Genomic DNA, 18,025 nt, shown 5'->3' on the forward strand with positions numbered 1-18,025 from the left:
AACACGGCGAAGCTCCTGCGGTGAAGGCTGTCTTGGCGGACTGCTCTCAACTACAGGAGCTTCGCTGCTGCTACCAGCACAAACACGGTCTTGACACCACACGCAACGCCCTAACTTCCCGGCATTGAGACTAGAACCTGGGCCGACGCCAGGACCCGACGTGTCCACGGCGAGCGAGCGGCTGAGCGCGCGACGGGAGCAGACGTGACGGATCTGATCGACACCACCGAGATGTACCTCAAGACCATCTACGAGCTCGACGAGGAGGGCATCACGCCCCTGCGCGCGCGCATCGCGGAGCGTCTGGGTCACTCGGGCCCGACGGTGTCGCAGACGGTCGCGCGCATGGAGCGGGACGGCCTCGTGGTGGTCACGGGCGACCGGCACCTGGAGCTGACCGAGCAGGGGCACCACAAGGCGATGCGCGTCATGCGCAAGCACCGCCTGGCCGAGCGCCTGCTGACCGACGTCATCAAGCTCGACTGGGAGCACGTGCACGTCGAGGCCTGCCGCTGGGAGCACGTGATGAGCGACCTGGTGGAGAAGCGCCTCGTCGGCCTGCTCGACCACCCGCACCACGACCCGTACGGCAACCCGATCCCCGGCCTCGCCGAGCTGGGCGAGGCGTACACCGACGTGCCGTTCCTCAGCGGCGTCATCTCGCTGCCCGCGGCGTTCGAGGCCGCGGCGAAGAGGGGCGTGCGTGGCGAGCCGCTCGCCGCGTCCCTCACGCGCATCGCCGAGCCGCTGCAGACCGACGTCGACCTGCTGGCCCGCCTCGCCGACGCCGGGCTGGTGCCCGGGTCGCGCATCACGGCGGTGCACGCGGACGGCACCTACACGGTGACGGTGGACGGCGCGCCGACGGCGCTCGAGCTGGGCGAGGACCTGGCGCGCCACCTGTTCGTCGCGACGGCCTGAGGCCCGCGGGCGGGGGCGAATCCCGGTCCGTTCTGTCGGAAAGGTGCTGACAGGCGCGCGACACGTCGTGACAGTCGTTGCCAGAACGTGACACGGCGTGTGACGTCGGGTACGTTCGGAACGCTCTCCCGGAGGTGATCCGAGGGAGTCTCCGGTCGGACGCCGAACTCTGTCACCGCCCGGGGCCCCAAGACGACCGCATGACAGAGGCGGGGGACCCACCATCGGGCGCCAGGGTGCGTCCTCGGGGTGAAGCCGGGCAGTCCTTCGGGACCGCACGGCCGGGTGATTTCTCCCACCCGAACCCGACAGCTGACCTCGAAGGCGTACAAGGAGAGGTACTACGTGACTGCACGTACGACCCGCGCACGCCATCGTGCTGCGCGACGCCCCGTGACTCCGCTCACCGAGCTCGCCCAGAACGCCGCGGTCGGACGCCGTACCGCGGTCGCCGCCGCAGGCGGTGCGCTCCTCGTCTCGACCTTCGGCGGAGCGATGGCGGCCCAGGCCGCCCCGGTGGAGTCGGGCCACGCCAAGATGAACTCCGTCGACCTCAACGCGCTGACGACGCAGGCCCGCGCCGCCCTGTCCAGCGCACCGGTCGTCACCGTCGCCCCGGACGCCCAGCTCACCGTCGAGAAGTCCGCCGTCTCCGTGGTCTCGGCCGAGGAGAACGAGGACTACCAGGCCGAGCTCGAGGCCAAGGCCGCGGAAGAGGCCGCGGAGGCCGCCGCTGCAGAGGCCGCGCAGGCGGCAGAGACCGCCGCCGCGACGACCGCGACCGCCACGTCGGTCGACATCCCCGCCTCGGCGATCGGCAACTCGGTCATCTCCATCGCCAGCCGGTACATCGGCGTCCCGTACGTCTCCGGCGGCGCCAGCCCGAGCGGCTTCGACTGCTCGGGCTTCACGCAGTACGTCTACGGCCAGCTCGGCATCCCGCTGCCGCACTCCTCGTCGGCGCAGTCGGGCTACGGCACCGTCGTGCCGGCCTCGCAGGCGCAGCCGGGCGACCTCATGTGGACCCCGGGCCACGTGTCGATCTACGCGGGTGGCAACACCATGATCGACGCCTCGAAGCCGGGCACCGTCATCGACTTCCGCCCGATCTGGCAGTCGAACCCCACGTTCATCCGCCTGGGCTGAGCCCCGGCGCCACGGAGCGCCTGTCCGCCGCCGTCCCGCACCCGGGCCGGCTGGGGGCAGGCGCTTCGTCGTACCCGGTGAAAACCGGTTTTCCCGGGTACCGACGTCCCACGACGGGCCCCGCGCCGGTAGCGTGGGCAGTGCAAGGGTGCACTGGTGAGGAAAGGGCTGCCGATGACACGATCCGAGGTCGTACTGGTCGGGGTGGACGGATCGGCCGCGAGCCTGCACGCGCTGGACTGGGCCACCGCCTACGCGCACCGCGTGGGCTGGTCGCTGCACATCGTGTGCAGCTATTCGCTGCCGTCGTTCACGGCGGCCTCCCTCGACGGCGGCTACGCCGCGCTCGACGACAGCACGATCCAGGAGGGCGCCAAGTCCGTCCTGGCGGAGGCGGAGGCCCGGGTGGCCGACGCCGGGGTGCACGCCACCACGGAGGTAGCGACCGGTGACGCCGCCGGCGTGCTGGTGGAGCTCTCGGCCGACTACGGGCTCGCCGTCGTCGGCACGCGCGGGCGGGGCGGCTTCACGGAGCGGCTCCTGGGCACGGTGTCGTCCGCGCTGCCCGCGCACGCGCAGTGTCCCGTCGTCGTGGTGCCGCTGCGGGCCGAGGCCCACCGCGGCGTCTCGTGGGGGGAGGCCGCGTCGCCCGACGTCGAGCCGACGGGCACGTCCGGCGCGGGGGAGATCCGCGAGGTCCGGCGCATCGTCGTCGGCGTGGACGGCTCGCCGCAGGCCGAGCGGGCGCTGCAGCACGCGATCGCGCAGGCCACCGCGTGGGGCGCCGAGCTCACCGCCGTCACGGGCGTGCCGGTGGGGAACGCGGGGATCCTCGCGTGGCTGCCGTCGTCGGTCGACCGCGAGCAGGTGCTGGCCGACATCGGCGCGGGCATGGACGTGCTCGTCGACCGCTACGAGGCGCAGAACCCGGGGCTCCGCATCCGGCGGATCGTGCTCGACGGCACGGGCGCCGAGCTGCTCACCGAGTTCTCGACGGCGTCGGACCTGGTGGTCGTGGGGTCGCGCGGGCGTGGGGGATTCCGCGGCCTGCTGCTGGGCTCGACGAGCCAGGCCGTGCTGCACCACTCGGCGTGCCCGGTCCTGGTCGTCAACAAGCACTGCCAGGACTGAGGGCGGCAGGGCCCGGCCGGGAGGCCGGGCCCTCGGCTCAGCGCGCGGAGCCGGCCTCGGCCGCCGCGAGGAGCACGCACGTCGCGACGCCGTCCATCGCCGTGCGGACCTCCTCCAGCGGCGGCATCGACGGCGCGAGGCGCACGTTCCGGTTCTCCGGGTCCTTGCCGTACGGGTGGGTGGCGCCGGCGGGCGTCAGGGCGATGCCCGCCTCCTTGGCCAGCTCCACGACGCGCGACGCCGTGCCGGGCGCGACGTCCAGCGACACGAAGTAGCCGCCCTTGGGCTCGGTCCACGACGCGACGCCGTACGCGCCGAGGCGCTCGGCGAGGATCTGGACGACGGCCTCGAACTTGGGCGCGAGGATCTCGCGGTGCCTGCGCATGTGCTCGCGCACGCCCTCGGCGGAGCCGAAGAACAGCGCGTGGCGCAGGTGGTTGATCTTGTCCGGGCCGATCGACGCCGCCGAGAGGTGCTTCTTGTACCAGGCGAGGTTGGCCGGCGACGAGGCGAGGAACGAGACGCCCGCGCCCGCGAACGTGATCTTCGACGTGCTGGCGAACAGGAGCACGCGGTCCGGGTTCCCGGCCCGCTCGGCCAGCGCCAGCACGTTCGGGCTCGTCACCTCGTCGTCGGTGAGGTGGTGCACCGCGTACGCGTTGTCCCACAGGATGCGGAAGTCCGGCGCGGCGGCGGGCATCGAGACGAGCGCGCGGGCGACGTCCTCGGTGACGACGGCGCCGTCCGGGTTGGAGTAGGTCGGCACGACCCACATGCCCTTGATCGTCGGGTCGTCCGCGACGAGCGCGGCGACCGCCTCGGCGTCCGGGCCGTCCGCCGTCATCGGCACCGGGATCATCTCGATGCCGAGCGCCTCGCAGATCGTGAAGTGCCGGTCATAGCCCGGCACCGGGCAGATCCAGCGCACCGTCTCCTCGCGCGCCCACGGCGTGGGCGACTCCGGGAAGCCGAACAGCTCGGCGTACGCCACGACGTCGTGCATGAGCGTCAGCGACGCGTTGCCGCCCGCGAGCAGCTGCTCCACGGGCACGTCGAGCAGCTCGGCGAAGATGCGCCGGATCGCGAGCCCGCCGTCCAGGCCGCCGTAGTTGCGCGTGTCCGTGCCCGTGTCGTCGGTGTGCTGCCCGACGCCGGGCAGGGCCAGCATCGGCTCGGCGAGGTCGAGCTGCTCGGCCGAGGGCTTGCCGCGCGTGAGGTCGAGCGCGAGGCCACGGGCCTTGAGCTCGGCGTAGGCCTGCTGGAGCTCGGCGAGCGGCGGGAGCGTTGCGGTAGCGGGGGACGACGTCGTAGTGGTCACCTCCCGGAGCCTACGCTCAGCCGGCGGCCGGTGACAGTTCGGAGCGTGGTCCTGCGCCCTCGCCGCGCCCGGCCTCGGCGGACGTCGCGGGGGCCTCGTCGTCGGCGGGGTCGGTGGCGTCGGTGGCCTCGTCGGCAGTCGCCTCGGTCTCCGCTTCCGCCTCCGCCGACCCGTCCGCCTCGCCCGCGGCCCCGGGCTCCGGCGCCACCACGCCCGCCTCGCGCAGCGCGGTCAGGGACTCCTCGAGGATGTCGAGCGCCATCTCGAGCTCCGGCTGCACGATCGACAGCGGCGGCGACAGGAGGACCGTCGTGCCGTGCGTGTCGGTGGTCAGCACGCCCCGCTCCAGGAGCGCCTCGGCGAGGTCGCGGCCCGTGCCGAGCGCGGGGTCGACGTCGACGCCCGCCCACAGCCCGACGGTGCGCGCGCCGGTGAGCAGGCCGCGCTCCACGAGGGCGTCGAGCCGCTGCCTGAGCACGGTGCCCGACGCGGCGGCCCGGGCCTGGTACTGGCCGGTCGAGAGCAGGTCGAGGGCCGCGATGCCGACCGCGCACGCGAGCGGGTTGCCGCCGAAGATCGAGCCGTGGGTGCCGGGGATGAGCACGCCGAGGACGTCGGGCCGGCCGACCACGGCCGAGACCGGGACGATGCCGCCGCCCAGCGCCTTGCCGAGGCACACGAGGTCGGGCTGCACGTCCCAGAGCTCGCACGCGAGCGTCGTGCCCGTGCGGCCGAGGCCGGACTGCACCTCGTCGGCGACCAGGGTGATGCCGCGCTCGGCGGTGAGTGCGCGCAGACCGGGCCAGAAGTCGTCGGGCGGCAGCACCACGCCCGCCTCGCCCTGCACCGGCTCCAGGAGCACGGCCACGGTGGTGTCGTCCACGGCGTCGGCCACCGCGGCGAGGTCGCCGAAGGGGACGCGGCGGAAGCCGGGCGCGAAGGGGCCGAAGCCGTCGCGCGCGGCGGGGCTGTCGGAGAGGCCGGCGAGCGTCGTCGTCCGGCCGTGGAAGCTGCCGTCGGCGACCACGATCGTCGCCTCGTCGGCGGGCACGCCGCGCACGTCGTAGCCCCACCTGCGGACCGCTTTGATCGCGGTCTCGACGGCCTCGGCGCCGGTGTTCATCGGGACGACGAGGCTGTTCTCGCCGCCGGTGGTCAGCGGGCCCACGACGTCGACGAGCCGCTGCGCGAACTCCTCCAGGCGGTCGTGGCCGAACGCGCGGGAGGTGAGGGTGACCTGGCGCAGCTGGGCCATCGCCGCGGCGACGAGGCCTTGATGCAGGTGCCCGAAGCTCAGTGCCGAGTACCCCGCGAGGAAGTCGAGGAACTCGTTGCCGTCCGTGTCCCACACGTGCGTACCGTGGGCCCGCGCGACGGTGATGGGCAGGGGCTGGTACGTCGGGGCGAGTGCGCCGTGCGTCGTGTCCGTTTCCGCCATGGGTCGCAGCCTAGAGCCGGTGCCACGATCGTGCCGGTCAACGGCATATATGCGTCGCACTCGCAACCGGTCGGGCCTACCGCGGCGCGTCCTTCTTCCGGCCGAGCCACGTCCGCCCGGGCTTCGCCTGCTCGAGCCGCCTCGGCTCGGCCGAGGGCTGCTCGATGACGCGCGGGAACCGCTCGGGCGGCGTGCCGAACGCGATGCGCGACTGCGCGATGACGGTGTGCCCCAGCGCCCGTGCGCCGAACACGCCCACGACCGCGCCGACGCCGAACGGCAGGATGCGGCCGAGCATGAGGCTGCCCTGCTTGGCGATCTGGCGCTGGACGAACCGGTGCGTGAGCGCCTTGTTCACGCGGTGCAGCGTGGTGCGCGGCATGCTCGTCAGCAGCACCTTGCCCCAGGCGACGCCCGAGCCGCCGATCGCGTTCTCGACGTCCTGCGCGCCCTTGTCGCCCAGCACGGTCGCCAGCAGCAGCGCGCGCCGGCGCGGCACGTCCTGCACGTCGATGCCGTGCACGTCCGCCACCGCGAGCGAGAACGCCGCCGACGACGCGAAGAACGTCGCGACGTCGCTCGACGAGAGGGCGACGCTCGCCGCGGTGCCCACGGCGGGGATCGCGGCGGCGGCCCCGACGGCCCCACCCGTGGTCTGGATGACCCGGAGGTACTCCTTCTCGAGGATCGTGATGATCTGGGCCGGCGTCGCCCCGGGGTTGCGGGCGCGCACCTTGTCCACGTGCCTGTGGATCGTCGCCGACGGGATCGTCACCGCGCGCTCCACCAGGTGGTCCAGCGGGCTGCTCGGCTTGTAGCTCACCCAGTCGGCCGGCGTGACCTCGAGGGACTCGTCCGGCTTGACGACCGCGTCGCCGGGCGCGGCGCGGTCCTGGGCGGTCGTCCTCTTGTCGTCCGTCATCTCAGCCCCCTGTCGGCTGCTCGAACTGCGCGTCCGGGATCCGTGCCCCGGCCTTCAGCGTACGGCCGACGGTGCAGGCCTTGTCGATCGCACGCTGCGCGATCGTCAGGAGCTTCTCGCGCTCCGCGTCGTCGAGCATCGAGAGGTCGATCTCGAACTTCTCGGTGAGCACCGGGTACCGGTCCTCCGCGACGAGCTTGGGGTCCTCGACGCGGATCGTCGTCCGGTAGTCGTCCCCCAGGCGACGGGAGAACGCCCTGTCGCTGCTCATGCCCGCGCACGCCGCGAGAGCGATCTTCAGCAGCTCGCCGGGCGTGAACACCGCACCCGCCTCGGCCGGGCCGATCTCGACGCGGGCGCCGCGTGCCGAGAAGCCCGTGTAGGTACGGGTGCCGTTGCGCTCGACCCACAGCGGGTCGGTCGGCGAGGGGGTCGCCGTGTCCTCGGTGCTCGTGGCACCCGGGGTCGTGGTCTGCTCCGTCATGAGGATCATCCTTCCACTGGTCACCGACACGGTCACGGTGCCGGGTCGGACGGCCCGGTCGGCCGGTCAGGGGTCCGGAGGGTGTTCAACGCGGACGGGGCCCCGGACGTTCCCGACCTCCCGGACGGCTCGCACCGCTCGCCGGGCGGAGCCGCCGTCACGCTGCGACGATCGTGCTCATGACCGAGAACACGAGCGGCGGGCAGGACCCGGCGGCCGTCCCCCCGACAGGCGTCCCCGCGCGGCGCCGCATCGACGGTCGCGACGTGCTCACGCGGCTCGGCGGCGTCGTGGCCGTGATCGTCGTCGTCTGGCTGCTCTACCTGCTGCTGTCGGCGTTCCTGCCGCGCTGGTGGGCGCAGGTGATCGGCAACGCCGTCGACGGCTCGTTCGCCGCGGGCGCCTGGTGGGGCCTCGTCACGGGCGCCGTGTTCACCCTCGTCCCGCTGCTCCTCCTGGCCCAGGCGTTCCTGCCGCGCCGGTCGTGGCCGGTGCGCGGCGGGTTCGCGCTCGCGGCGGCGCTGCTCGCGGTGCCGAACCTGCTGACCCTCACCATCGTGCTCGGCACGTCCTCGGCGGCGCACGCGGGCGAGCGCGTCCTCGACGTCGACGGGCCCGCGTTCCGGGGCGGCACGGCGTGGGGTGCCGTGGTCGGCGCCCTCGTCGCGCTGGTCGTGATCGCGCTCGGCGTGCTCTACCGCCGGCGCGGGCGTCAGCTCCGCGAGCTGCGCGCGCGGCAGCAGGGCTGACGCTCAGCCGTCCGCGACGAGCACCCGCGCCGGGTCGTCGCCCAGGTCGCGCACGAGCTGCTCCATGGCGGCCTGCCGGCGCGTGCGGCTCAGGTCGCGCCAGACCGGGACGGGCACCGGCCGCACCACGAGCGCGTCGGGTACGCCGTCCGCCCCGATCCGCAGGGCGTCCATCGAGCTGAGGCCGATCCGCGTGAGCACGACGCGCAGGTCGCCCGCCCCCCGGGGCCGGGGCACCGACCACAGCGGCTCGCGGACGGTGCCGCCCCAGATCTCGACGCGGTCGGGCAGCAGGGCGACCGCCGCGTGCTTCGAGCCGTCCGGCCGCACCGCGCGCTGGTCGACACCGAGGCGCGCAGCGGTCTCGGCCATCTCGGTCGCCGGCACCACGAGGTGCACCGTCGCGCCGGGGCGCTGCTCGGCGACCCGCCGCACCAGGCTGCGCGTGCTGCGGTCGAGCATCACGGACACGATCACCACGATCACCGCGACCACCACGAGGCCGACGGCGACCGGCCACAACTCCGACGTCCCCGTGATCCCGCCCGCGAGCCGGATCACCGCCGCCAGCACCAGCGCCACCAGGGCCGCCCACAGCACGGGCGACCGCTTGACCCGTGAACCCACCTGCTCAGCCATGCCGTCCCTTCCTCGTCGGTGCCGCCGAGTATGTCAGGAGCGGCCCGACCGCTCCACGAACGACGGCTGCCCGGCCCGCGAGCCGACCGGCAGGGCCGGCGCCGTCCGGCATAGTCTGTGGCCCATGACCGCGATCGAGACCCCCTACGAGGACCTGCTGCGCGACGTGCTGGCGAACGGCACCCGGAAGGCGGACCGCACGGGGACGGGCACGCGGAGCGTGTTCGGCCGCCAGATCCGGTACGACCTCGCGGCGGGCTTCCCGCTGATCACCACGAAGAAGGTGCACCTCAGGTCGATCGTCCTGGAGCTGCTGTGGTTCCTGCGCGGTGACTCCAACGTGCGCTGGCTGCAGGAGCGCGGGGTCACGATCTGGGACGAGTGGGCCGACGAGTCCGGCGAGCTCGGCCCGGTGTACGGCGTCCAGTGGCGCTCGTGGCCGACGCCCGACGGCGGGCAGGTGGACCAGATCGCGAAGGTCGTCGAGCAGATCCGCACGAACCCCGACTCGCGGCGGCACATCGTCACGGCGTGGAACCCGGCCGAGGTCGACGACATGGCGCTGCCGCCGTGCCACGCCCTGTTCCAGTTCCACGTCGCCGACGGGAAGCTGAGCTGCCAGCTCTACCAGCGCTCGGCCGACCTGTTCCTCGGCGTCCCGTTCAACATCGCCTCCTACGCGCTGCTGACGCACATGGTCGCGGCGCAGACCGGGCTGGAGGTCGGCGAGTTCGTCTGGACCGGCGGCGACTGCCACATCTACGACAACCACGTCGAGCAGGTCGAGACGCAGCTCGCGCGCGACCCGTACCCCTACCCGTCGCTCCGGCTCGCCCCGCGGGACTCGATCTTCGACTACGAGTACGAGGACGTCGAGGTGCTCGGCTACGTCTCGCACCCGGCGATCAAGGCGCCGGTCGCCGTCTGATGCTCGGGCTGATCTGGGCGCAGGCGCGCGACGCGGCGGGCCGGCCGGTGATCGGCGCCGGCGGCGACATCCCCTGGCGCGTGCCCGAGGACTTCGCGTACTTCAAGCAGGCCACGTCCGGCCACCCCGTGGTCATGGGCCGCCTCACCTGGGAGTCCCTGCCCCGGCGCCCCCTGCCGGGGCGCACCAACATCGTCGTCACCTCGCGCGGCGCCCAGGCGGTGCCCGACGCCGGAGACGGGGCGGTCGTGGTCCGCACGCTCGGCGAGGCGCTCGAGGTGGCGGCCGCGGCGCCCGGCGGCGGCGAGGTCTGGGTGATCGGCGGTGCGCAGGTCTACGACGAGACGCTGCCGGTCGCCGACGTGCTCGCGGTGAGCGAGATCAACACCGAGGTCGAGGGCGACGCGTTCGCGCCCGAGATCGGCCCGGAGTGGGCGGTCGCGTCCGCCACGGCGTGGACGACGTCGTCCTCCGGGCTGCGGTTCCGGCACCTGAGGTACCGCCGCGCGGCGTGAGCCCACGCCGCGCGGCGGACCGGCTCAGACCAGGTCGCGCACCGCGGCGTACTGCTCGCGGACGACCGGCTGCGGGTCGGCGTCCAGGGTCGTGGTGATCGTGGTCGACCAGGCGGGCGCCTCCGCACCGGCGTCGGCCGCCGCGGCGAGGGTCCAGGCCGCCTGGCGTGCGGCGCCGTCGGCCACGTACTCGCCGGGCTCCGGGATGCTGATCGGCAGGCCGAACACCTGCGGCGCGATCTGCTGCACCGCCGGCGACTGCGCGGCGCCGCCGATGAGCAGCACGCGCTCGACGGCGACGCCCAGGGCGCGCAGCGCGTCGAGCCCGTCGGCGAGCCCGCAGAGCATGCCCTCCATGTAGGCGCGCGCCAGGTGCGGCCGCGTCGAGGTGGCCAGGCGGATGCCGTGCAGCGTGCCGGTCGCGTCCGGGCGGTTCGGCGTGCGCTCGCCCTCGAGGTAGGGCACGAGCACGAGGCCGTCGGACCCGGGCGGGGCCTGGAGCGCGAGCTCGGCCAGCTCGTCGAAGTCGACGCCGAGCACCTCGCGGGCGGCGTCGAGCACGCGGGCCGCGTTGAGGGTCACGGCGAGCATGAGGGCGTTGCCCGTGGCGTCGGCGAAGCCGTTGATCGCGCCGGACCCGTCGGCCGTGCGCTCGGGCGCGACGGCGGACACGACGCCGGAGGTGCCGATCGAGATCGCGATGTCGCCCGGGGTCATGCCGATACCGAGCGACGCGCCCGCGTTGTCGCCGGCCCCGGGGCCGATCAGTGCGCCGCCCTCGACGTCGGCGCCCGCGACGTCGGGGTGCGCGACGCCGCCGGCCTCCGCGGGCCCGACCACGCGCGGCAGCACGACGTCGGTGCGCCCGAGCGCGCGCTCGAGCAGGTCGAGGCGGTACTCGCCGGCGGCCGCGTCGTAGTAGCCGGTGCCCGACGCGTCGGAGCGGTCGGTGAAGAGCGCGTCGAGCTGCGGGCCGAGCGGGGCCGTCGGGTCGCCGGCCGGGCCGTACCCGGCGATCCGCCAGGACAGCCAGTCGTGGGGGAGCGCGACGGCGGCGACGCGCGCGGCGTTCTCCGGCTCGGTGTCACGCAGCCACCGCAGCTTGGTGACGGTCAGCGACGCCACGAGCACGGAGCCGACGGCGTCGGCCCACGCCTGCGCGCCGGCGTCGCGGTCGCCGTCGCCGAGCTCGGCGATCAGCGCCTCGGCGGCCGCGGCCGACCGGGTGTCGTTCCACAGCAGCGCGTCGCGGACGACGTTGCCCTCGGCGTCGAGGGCGACCATGCCGTGCTGCTGACCGCCGACGGCGATTGCCGCGACGTCGGCCAGGCCGCCGGCCGCCGCTGCCGCCTCCTGGAAGGCGTCCCACCAGTGGCGGGGGTCCACCTCGGTGCCGTCGGGGTGCTTGGCGGACCCGGTGCGGACCAGCGCGCCGGTCTCGGCGTCGCGCACGACGATCTTGCAGGACTGCGTGGACGTGTCCACGCCGGCGACGAGGGGCATCGGTGCTCCAGGAAGGTTCGTGAGGGGAGTGCGACGGCCACGCTACCGCGCGGGGCCGACGAGAGAGCTCCCCTTCGGGCCTCGGGCCCGAAGGGGAGCGGGTGCGGGGCGTGCCCCGCGGACCGGAGACCGGGAGGTCAGCCGATCAGGTGGTTCAGCGCGAGCTGGTGCAGGCGCACCAGGCCGTAGTCCCGCTCGGCGAGCGCGTCGACGTCCGGGTCCGCCTCGGCGAGGAACGACTCGAACGACTCGCCCTCGGCGAGGGTCGGCTGCCCGAGCTCGAAGATGCCCGCGTGCTCGAACGCCGCCTGGACCTCCGGGTCCTCGCGGTACTGCTTCGCCTTGGCGGCCAGCATGTCGTAGGTCTTCATGTTGGCCTTGGCCGACTCCCACACGCCGTCGATGTGCTCGGTGCGCGAGGGCTTGTAGTCGAAGTGGCGCGGGCCCTCGTAGCGGGGGCCGCCGTTCGGGAAGCCGTTCTCCAGCAGGTCGACCGTGAAGAACGCCGAGAGCAGGTCGCCGTGGCCGAAGACCAGGTCCTGGTCGTACTTCGGGCCGTGCTGGCCGTTGAGGTCGATGTGGAAGAGCTTGCCCACGTGGAGCGCGAGCGCGATGCCGTGCGTGTAGTTGAGGCCGGCCATCTGCTCGTGGCCGGTCTCCGGGTTGAGGCCCACGATGTCGGCGTTGTCGAGCGAGTCGATGAGCGCGATCGCGTGGCCGATGGTCGGCAGGAAGATGTCGCCGCGGGGCTCGTTGGGCTTGGGCTCCAGGGCGATCTTGAGCCCGTAGCCCTTCTCCTTGATGTAGGAGGCGACGGTGTCGATGCCCTCCGCGTAGCGCGCGTGCGCCGCGTTGAGGTCCTTCGAGTTGTCGTACTCGGTGCCCTCGCGGCCGCCCCACATGACGAACGTGGAGGCGCCCATGTCGGCCGCCAGGTCGACGTTGCGGAGCACCTTGCGCAGGCCGTAGCGGCGCACCTCGCGGTTGTTCGAGGTGAACGCGCCGTCCTTGAAGACGGGGTGCGTGAAGGTGTTGGTGGTGACCATCTCGCAGACGAGACCGGTCTCGGCCGCGGCCTTCTTCACCGAGTCGATGTGCTTCTGGCGCTCGGCGTCGTCGGAGCCGAACGGGAAGACGTCGTTGTCGTGGAACGTGAAGCCCCAGGCGCCGAGGTCGGCGAGCTTCCGGATGGAGTCCGCCGGGTCGAGGTCCGGGCGGGTCGCGGTACCGAAGGGGTCGTTGGCGGGCCAGCCGACGGTCCACAGGCCGAAGGAGTACTTGATGTCGCTCACGGGGTCTCCTCGTCGAGGGGCGGCCCCGGCATGCGGCGCCGCATTAGTTGTACGACTGAACTATTACCCGCGACTCGGCTAGAGTCAAGGCGTGACCACCGCAGGCACCGCCCCCGAGACCGCCGCGCGCAGCGGTTCTGCCGCCGCCCGGCAGCACAGCCTGCGCGAACACAACCTGGAGCTCGTCGCGCGGGCCGTCTTCGAGGGTCCGGAACCGTTGTCGCGGGCCGGCGTCGCCGCCTCGACCGGCCTGGCGCGCGCCACGGTCTCGACGCTCGTGGACCAGCTCGTGGCCGCCGGCCTCGTCCGGGAGCTGCCCGCCGTGACCGGGGGCCGTGCGGGCCGCCCCGCCGTCCCGCTGGTGCCGGCCCGGCGCACCGTCGTGGGGCTCGGGCTCGAGGTGAACGTCGACTACCTCGGCGTGCGTGCGCTCGACCTCACGGGCGAGGTGGTGGCCGAGCGCGTGCTGCCCGGCTCGTTCCACGACAGCGACCCCGCCGCCGTGCTCGGCCGGCTCGGTGAGCTGGCTCGCGAGGTGTCCCACGAGGTCACGGCCGCCGGCATGACGGTCGCCGGGGGCCGGCTCGCGCTGCCCGGCCTCGTCGACCCCCGCGCCGGGCTGCTCCAGGTGGCGCCCAACCTCGGCTGGTCCTCGCTCGAGCCCGTCCCGCTGCTCGGGCTCGACCTCGACGTCCGGGTCGCCAACGAGGCCAAGCTCGCCGCGCTCGCCGAGCTCGCGGGCGGCTCCGACGTCGCGGCCCCCGACTCGTTCGTGTTCGTCTCCGGCGACGTCGGCATCGGCGCGGCGATCGTCGTCGACCGCAGGCTGTTCCTGGGGGAGCGGGGCTGGAACGGGGAGATCGGGCACGTCGTCGTCGACCCGGCCGGGCCGCGCTGCTCGTGCGGCGCCTTCGGGTGCCTCGAGCAGTACGCGGGCAAGGAGGCGATGATGCGGGCGGCGGGCCTGCCGCCCGACGCGCCGCTCACCGACCTCGTCGCGCGCCTGCGCGCCGGCGACGCCGAGCTGACCGCCGGGCGGGCGCTGGGCTCCGCGCTCGCCGACTTCGTCAACCTCATCGACATCGGCACCATCGTGCTCGGCGGTGCGTACACCGACCTGCTGCCGTGGCTGCGGGTCGACGTCGAGGCGGCGCTCGGGGAGCGCGTGCTCGCGGCGCCGTTCGTGGAGCTGCAGGTGCGCGCGGCGCAGGCCGGACCGCACGCGGCGCTCACGGGCGGAGCCCGGGAGGTGCTGGCCCAGGTGCTGGCCGACCCGTCCGCCTGGGTCTGAGGACCGGTCCCCGTTCCCGTCGCAAGCAACGCCGCTCCGGGGGAAGATGCAGAGCACTGGACCGTGACGCAGGGTCAGTCCGGGGCGGCGCGCCCGCCCACAGCCGGGCGCGAGGGGGACGCCGGGCCGGCACGGACCGACCTCTACCCCGCGAGGAGGCGCGCACCGTGCTGGACACACTCGCCCGGCGGCTGGGGCTGAGGACCGACCCGGCGATCTTCTTCACGGCGGCAGGTCTCATGGTCGCCTTCCTCGTCCTGCTGCTGATCTTTCCCGAGGGCATCGGCGACCTGTTCACCGCGGGCCGCACGTGGGTGGTGACCCGGCTGGGATGGTTCTTCATCCTCGGCGTCTCGGTGTGGGTGCTGTTCCTCGTCTACCTCGCGCTGAGCAAGTTCGGGAACGTGCGCCTCGGCGGCGACCACGAGCGGCCGCGGTACTCGAACGTCTCGTGGTTCACCATGCTGTTCGCCGGCGGCATCGGCACGATCCTCATGTACTGGGGCGTGGCGGAGCCGATCAACCACTTCGCGTCCGCGCCGCGCGGTGCGGTGCCGTTCTCGGCGGAGGCGGCGAACGACGCGATGAGCATCGCGATCTACCACCTGGGCCTGCACACGTGGGCGATCTTCACGCTGCCCGGCCTCGCGTTCGGGTACTTCATCTACCGGCACAAGCTCCCGCTGCGCGTGAGCTCGGTGTTCTACCCGTTCCTCAAGGAGCGCATCCACGGGCCGATCGGCAAGGCGATCGACGTGTTCGCGATCCTCGGCACGCTGTTCGGCGTCGCGGTCTCGATCGGCCTGGGCACGCAGCAGATCAACACGGGCCTGTCCGCGCTCACGTCGATCCCCAACGCGGTGGTGCCCAAGGTGGTCATCATCGGCATCCTCACCACGATCGCGGTGACGTCGATCGTCATGGGCCTCGACAAGGGCGTGAAGACCCTGTCCAACGTGAACATCGGCATGGCGGTCGCGCTCATGCTGTTCGTGCTGTTCGCCGGCTCCACCGTCTTCCTGCTGCGCGAGATCATCGAGACCATCGGCCTGTACGCGCAGAACCTCGTGCCGCTCGCCTTCTGGAACGACGCGCTCGCCCCGTACACGAGCGAGGAGGGCTGGGGCTGGCAGGCCGGCTGGACCGTCTTCTACTGGGCGTGGACCGTCACCTGGGCGCCGTTCATGGGCATCTTCCTCGCGCGCATCTCGCGGGGGCGCACGATCCGCGAGTTCGTGGGCGGCGTGCTGGTCGCACCGTCGCTGTTCACGCTCGTGTGGTTCGTGATCTTCGGCTGGTCGGCGATGGAGCTGGACGGCATCGGCTCCTCCCCGGACGACCCGCACCCCATCACGGCCGCCGTGCTCGAGGACCCGGCCACGGCGATGTTCACGTTCTTCGACCAGCTCCTCGGCGTCGGCGGCCTGTCCACGCTGATCTCGGGCCTGGTCGTCGTGATCGTCGCGATCTTCTTCGCGACGTCGTCCGACTCGGCCTCGCTGGTCGTCGACATGCTGTGCACCGGCACGGAGGACCCGGGCCCGGTCCGTCAGCGCGTGTTCTGGGGCGTCTCGGAGGGCGCCGTCGCCGTCGCGCTCATCGTGCTGGCGGGCGAGGCGGGGCTCGTGGCGCTGCAGCAGGTCATCACCGTGGTCGGCCTGCCGATCTTCCTGCTGATGTTCCTGGCGATGTTCGCGCTGTGGCGTGGGCTGCGCTCCGAGAGCTTCGTCACCGTCCGGCTGCCGGTCTCCGGGGCCAAGGCGGACACCCCGCAGCCCGAGGTGAACGGCACCAGGACGCGCCTCAGCCGATCGGCGGCTCGTCTGGCGCGTCGATCGGGCCGAGGGTGATCTCCGGCGCGTCGGCGGGCTCCTCGAGCGTCTCGACGGCGTCGTCCTCGCGGCCCAGCAGCCGCGCGACGGTGCCGTCGAGCATCTCGGTGAGGACCTGGACGAGGCCCTCCTCGTCGCGCGCCTCGAGCCGCTCGACGATGACGGCGTGCGACGGCGCGGAGTCCGCGCGCACCACGTACTCGTCGCTCACCGTGAACGTGGCGATCCGCACCTCGACGATGAGCGTCGTCATCCACCGGGTCAGCCACGGGTTGCCCGCCGCCGCGACGAGCGTCCAGTGCAGGTTGAGGTCGGCCCCGCCGATCTGCCGGGCGTCCTCCGTGGCCGCCGCGGCGACGAGCTCCTCGTGGGCGCGGCGCACGCCCGCGACGGCGGCGTCGTCGCCCGACCGGACGAGCAGCCGCGCGGCCGTGGTCTCCACCGACTTCCGCGCCGCGTAGAGCGCGGGCAGGCGGTCGGCGCCGATCGTGGCCACCCGCATGCCGCGTCCCGGTGTCGCCACGAGCAGGCCCTCCTGGACCAGACGCTGCGCCGCCTCGCGGAGCGGTCCGCGGCTCACGCCGAGCTGGGTCGCCACCTCGACCTCCCGGATCGGCGAGCCGACGGGGAGCACCCCCGCGTAGACGGCGTTGCGCAGCTCGTTCTGGATCAGGTCGACCGTCGAGGGGCGCGCCACACGCGAGAACGACGGGGCGGCCGCGAGGGCCGCCCGCGACGGGTGGGACATCGGTGCTCCTTCCATGAGCGCACGTCGATGACGACATCATCCCCGGTGCGCGGGGGGCTCTGCGGCGTCGGCGGAGGTCGGGGCACTTCTCGCCGGGTGAATGTGCAGATTGTAGACAATCCTAATGTCGAATTCCAGATTGTCGGATCGTCCGTCGGCGCGCTACCGTGCCACTCGTCCGTGAACTCCAGCCCACCCAGGCTTTGCCGACGGCGCCGGGTGGCGTGAAGGGAATCATGTCTACATCAAGCGTGCGCCCGCTCCGCCGGGCCGTTCTCGCCGCAGGATCCGTCCTCACCCTGACGGCGCTCGCCGCGTGCTCGTCGACGGCCCCCGAGGACGCCGGCGACTCGCTCCAGCAACTGCAGGACGACGGCTCCATCACCGTCGCCTTCAACGGCGAGGAGCCCTACTCGTACGAGGACGGCGGCGAGCTGACCGGCGCCACGATCAAGCTCAACGAGGCGATCTTCGGCGAGCTCGGCATCGACACCGTCGAGGGTGTCCAGACCGAGTGGAACTCGCTCATCCCCGGCCTCACCGCCGGCCGGTACGACGCCGTGAGCGCGGGGATGTCCATCCTCCCGGAGCGCTGCGAGGAGGCCATCTTCTCGGAGCCCGAGATCATGTACACCACGGCGTTCCTCACGCCGGCGGGCAACCCGGACGACCTGACGGACATGCAGTCCGCCAAGGACGCCGGGGTCACGCTCGCCGTGCTGAGCGGCGCGATCGAGGAGGGCTACAGCGAGTCCCTCGGGATCGAGACCGTCAAGGTCGGCTCCCCGCAGGACGCCCTGGACGCCGTCACCTCCGGCCGCGCCGACGCCTCGGCCCTGACGGCCATCTCGCTCAACGCCCTCGTGGCCCGCTCGAACGCGGACGTCGAGGTCACCGACTCGTTCGTCGCCGAGATCGACGGCGTGCCCCAGATCGGCGCGGGCGCGACCGTGTTCCCGAAGGGCGAGGAGGAGCTCCGCGACGCCTACAACGAGAAGCTCGCGGAGATCGTCGCCCACGAGGACCGCTGGCTCGAGATCATGGGGCCGTTCGGCTTCACCGCCGCGGAGCGCCCCGTCGAGGGCCTGACCGCCGAGCGGCTCTGCGAGGGCGACCTCGAGGCGCTGGCCACGGAGCTCGCGCCGGAGCTCGGCCTGGACGGCTGATC

The 18,025-nt window shown here is 73.1% G+C and carries 17 protein-coding genes and 1 riboswitch; of the genes, 9 read left to right on the plus strand and 8 right to left on the minus strand.

The genetic code is table 11. The features are described from left to right. The first annotated feature begins 204 nt into the window (after window positions 1–204). The 3 genes from HLB15_RS12640 to HLB15_RS12650 all read left to right on the plus strand — a co-directional run bounded on the left by HLB15_RS12640 (window position 205) and on the right by HLB15_RS12650 (window position 3,198). Window positions 205–921 (plus strand): iron-dependent transcriptional repressor DtxR, encoded by a 717-nt coding sequence (locus HLB15_RS12640; protein WP_171106128.1) that lies wholly within the window; start codon window positions 205–207, stop codon window positions 919–921. Window positions 922–1,071: 150 nt separating this feature from the next. After that, window positions 1,072–1,264, plus strand: a riboswitch (cyclic di-AMP (ydaO/yuaA leader). 50 nt (window positions 1,265–1,314) lie between these two features. Beyond that, a complete protein-coding gene (locus HLB15_RS12645; protein ID WP_171106129.1) occupies window positions 1,315–2,067 on the plus strand; it encodes a C40 family peptidase in 753 nt (250 codons plus the stop codon). Window positions 2,068–2,241: 174 nt separating this feature from the next. Beyond that, entirely contained in the window at window positions 2,242–3,198 is a 957-nt protein-coding gene (locus HLB15_RS12650; RefSeq protein WP_171106130.1) for a universal stress protein, read from the plus strand. Window positions 3,199–3,235: 37 nt separating this feature from the next. On the opposite strand, the gene HLB15_RS12655 is transcribed toward HLB15_RS12650, so the two are convergent. The 4 genes from HLB15_RS12655 to HLB15_RS12670 all read right to left on the minus strand — a co-directional run bounded on the left by HLB15_RS12655 (window position 3,236) and on the right by HLB15_RS12670 (window position 7,360). Further along, on the minus strand, window positions 3,236–4,516 hold the full coding sequence (locus HLB15_RS12655; protein WP_171106131.1) for an aspartate aminotransferase type Ic: 1,281 nt from the start codon (window positions 4,514–4,516) through the stop codon (window positions 3,236–3,238). Window positions 4,517–4,532: 16 nt separating this feature from the next. Beyond that, on the minus strand, window positions 4,533–5,954 hold the full coding sequence (gene rocD, locus HLB15_RS12660) for an ornithine--oxo-acid transaminase (RefSeq protein ID WP_189086936.1): 1,422 nt from the start codon (window positions 5,952–5,954) through the stop codon (window positions 4,533–4,535). 76 nt (window positions 5,955–6,030) lie between these two features. Then, the gene (locus tag HLB15_RS12665) at window positions 6,031–6,876 is read right to left on the minus strand and encodes a hypothetical protein (protein ID WP_229785086.1); all 846 of its coding nucleotides are present in this window, start codon (window positions 6,874–6,876) and stop codon (window positions 6,031–6,033) included. 1 nt (window position 6,877) lies between these two features. Beyond that, window positions 6,878–7,360, minus strand: coding sequence for an OsmC family protein (locus tag HLB15_RS12670; RefSeq protein WP_171106132.1), 483 nt, complete (start codon window positions 7,358–7,360; stop codon window positions 6,878–6,880). 179 nt (window positions 7,361–7,539) lie between these two features. Between HLB15_RS12670 and HLB15_RS12675 the strand changes: the two genes are divergently transcribed. Beyond that, a complete protein-coding gene (locus HLB15_RS12675; RefSeq protein WP_189086935.1) occupies window positions 7,540–8,109 on the plus strand; it encodes a hypothetical protein in 570 nt (189 codons plus the stop codon). Window positions 8,110–8,112: 3 nt separating this feature from the next. On the opposite strand, the gene HLB15_RS12680 is transcribed toward HLB15_RS12675, so the two are convergent. Further along, window positions 8,113–8,748 carry a hypothetical protein gene (locus tag HLB15_RS12680; protein ID WP_171106133.1) on the minus strand — a complete coding sequence of 212 codons (636 nt, stop codon included), beginning with the start codon at window positions 8,746–8,748 and terminating at the stop codon, window positions 8,113–8,115. Between the two features lie 124 nt (window positions 8,749–8,872). Between HLB15_RS12680 and HLB15_RS12685 the strand changes: the two genes are divergently transcribed. Both HLB15_RS12685 and HLB15_RS12690 read left to right on the plus strand, forming a co-directional pair. Beyond that, a complete protein-coding gene (locus HLB15_RS12685; protein WP_171106134.1) occupies window positions 8,873–9,676 on the plus strand; it encodes a thymidylate synthase in 804 nt (267 codons plus the stop codon). Beyond that, window positions 9,676–10,191 (plus strand): dihydrofolate reductase, encoded by a 516-nt coding sequence (locus HLB15_RS12690; RefSeq protein ID WP_171106135.1) that lies wholly within the window; start codon window positions 9,676–9,678, stop codon window positions 10,189–10,191. The genes HLB15_RS12685 and HLB15_RS12690 overlap by 1 nt, the downstream gene beginning before the upstream one ends. Window positions 10,192–10,215: 24 nt before the next feature. Here HLB15_RS12690 and xylB read toward each other — a convergent pair whose 3' ends face one another. Then, window positions 10,216–11,694 (minus strand): xylulokinase, encoded by a 1,479-nt coding sequence (gene xylB, locus HLB15_RS12695; RefSeq protein ID WP_171106136.1) that lies wholly within the window; start codon window positions 11,692–11,694, stop codon window positions 10,216–10,218. A gap of 137 nt (window positions 11,695–11,831) precedes the next feature. Then, window positions 11,832–12,986, minus strand: coding sequence for a xylose isomerase (xylA, locus tag HLB15_RS12700; RefSeq protein ID WP_171106137.1), 1,155 nt, complete (start codon window positions 12,984–12,986; stop codon window positions 11,832–11,834). 91 nt (window positions 12,987–13,077) lie between these two features. Between xylA and HLB15_RS12705 the strand changes: the two genes are divergently transcribed. Beyond that, the gene (locus tag HLB15_RS12705; protein WP_171106138.1) at window positions 13,078–14,277 is read left to right on the plus strand and encodes an ROK family transcriptional regulator; all 1,200 of its coding nucleotides are present in this window, start codon (window positions 13,078–13,080) and stop codon (window positions 14,275–14,277) included. Window positions 14,278–14,444: 167 nt separating this feature from the next. Further along, window positions 14,445–16,127, plus strand: a complete 1,683-nt coding sequence (locus tag HLB15_RS12710) for a BCCT family transporter (protein WP_229785084.1) — start codon at window positions 14,445–14,447, stop codon at window positions 16,125–16,127. Here HLB15_RS12710 and HLB15_RS12715 read toward each other — a convergent pair. After that, window positions 16,081–16,857, minus strand: coding sequence for a GntR family transcriptional regulator (locus HLB15_RS12715; protein ID WP_171106139.1), 777 nt, complete (start codon window positions 16,855–16,857; stop codon window positions 16,081–16,083). The genes HLB15_RS12710 and HLB15_RS12715 overlap by 47 nt on opposite strands. Window positions 16,858–17,093: 236 nt before the next feature. Between HLB15_RS12715 and HLB15_RS12720 the strand changes: the two genes are divergently transcribed. After that, the gene (locus HLB15_RS12720) at window positions 17,094–18,023 is read left to right on the plus strand and encodes a transporter substrate-binding domain-containing protein (RefSeq protein ID WP_171106140.1); all 930 of its coding nucleotides are present in this window, start codon (window positions 17,094–17,096) and stop codon (window positions 18,021–18,023) included. Window positions 18,024–18,025 lie beyond the last annotated feature (2 nt).

Source organism: Promicromonospora citrea, from assembly GCF_013004695.1.
GTDB lineage: Bacteria > Actinomycetota > Actinomycetes > Actinomycetales > Cellulomonadaceae > Promicromonospora > Promicromonospora citrea.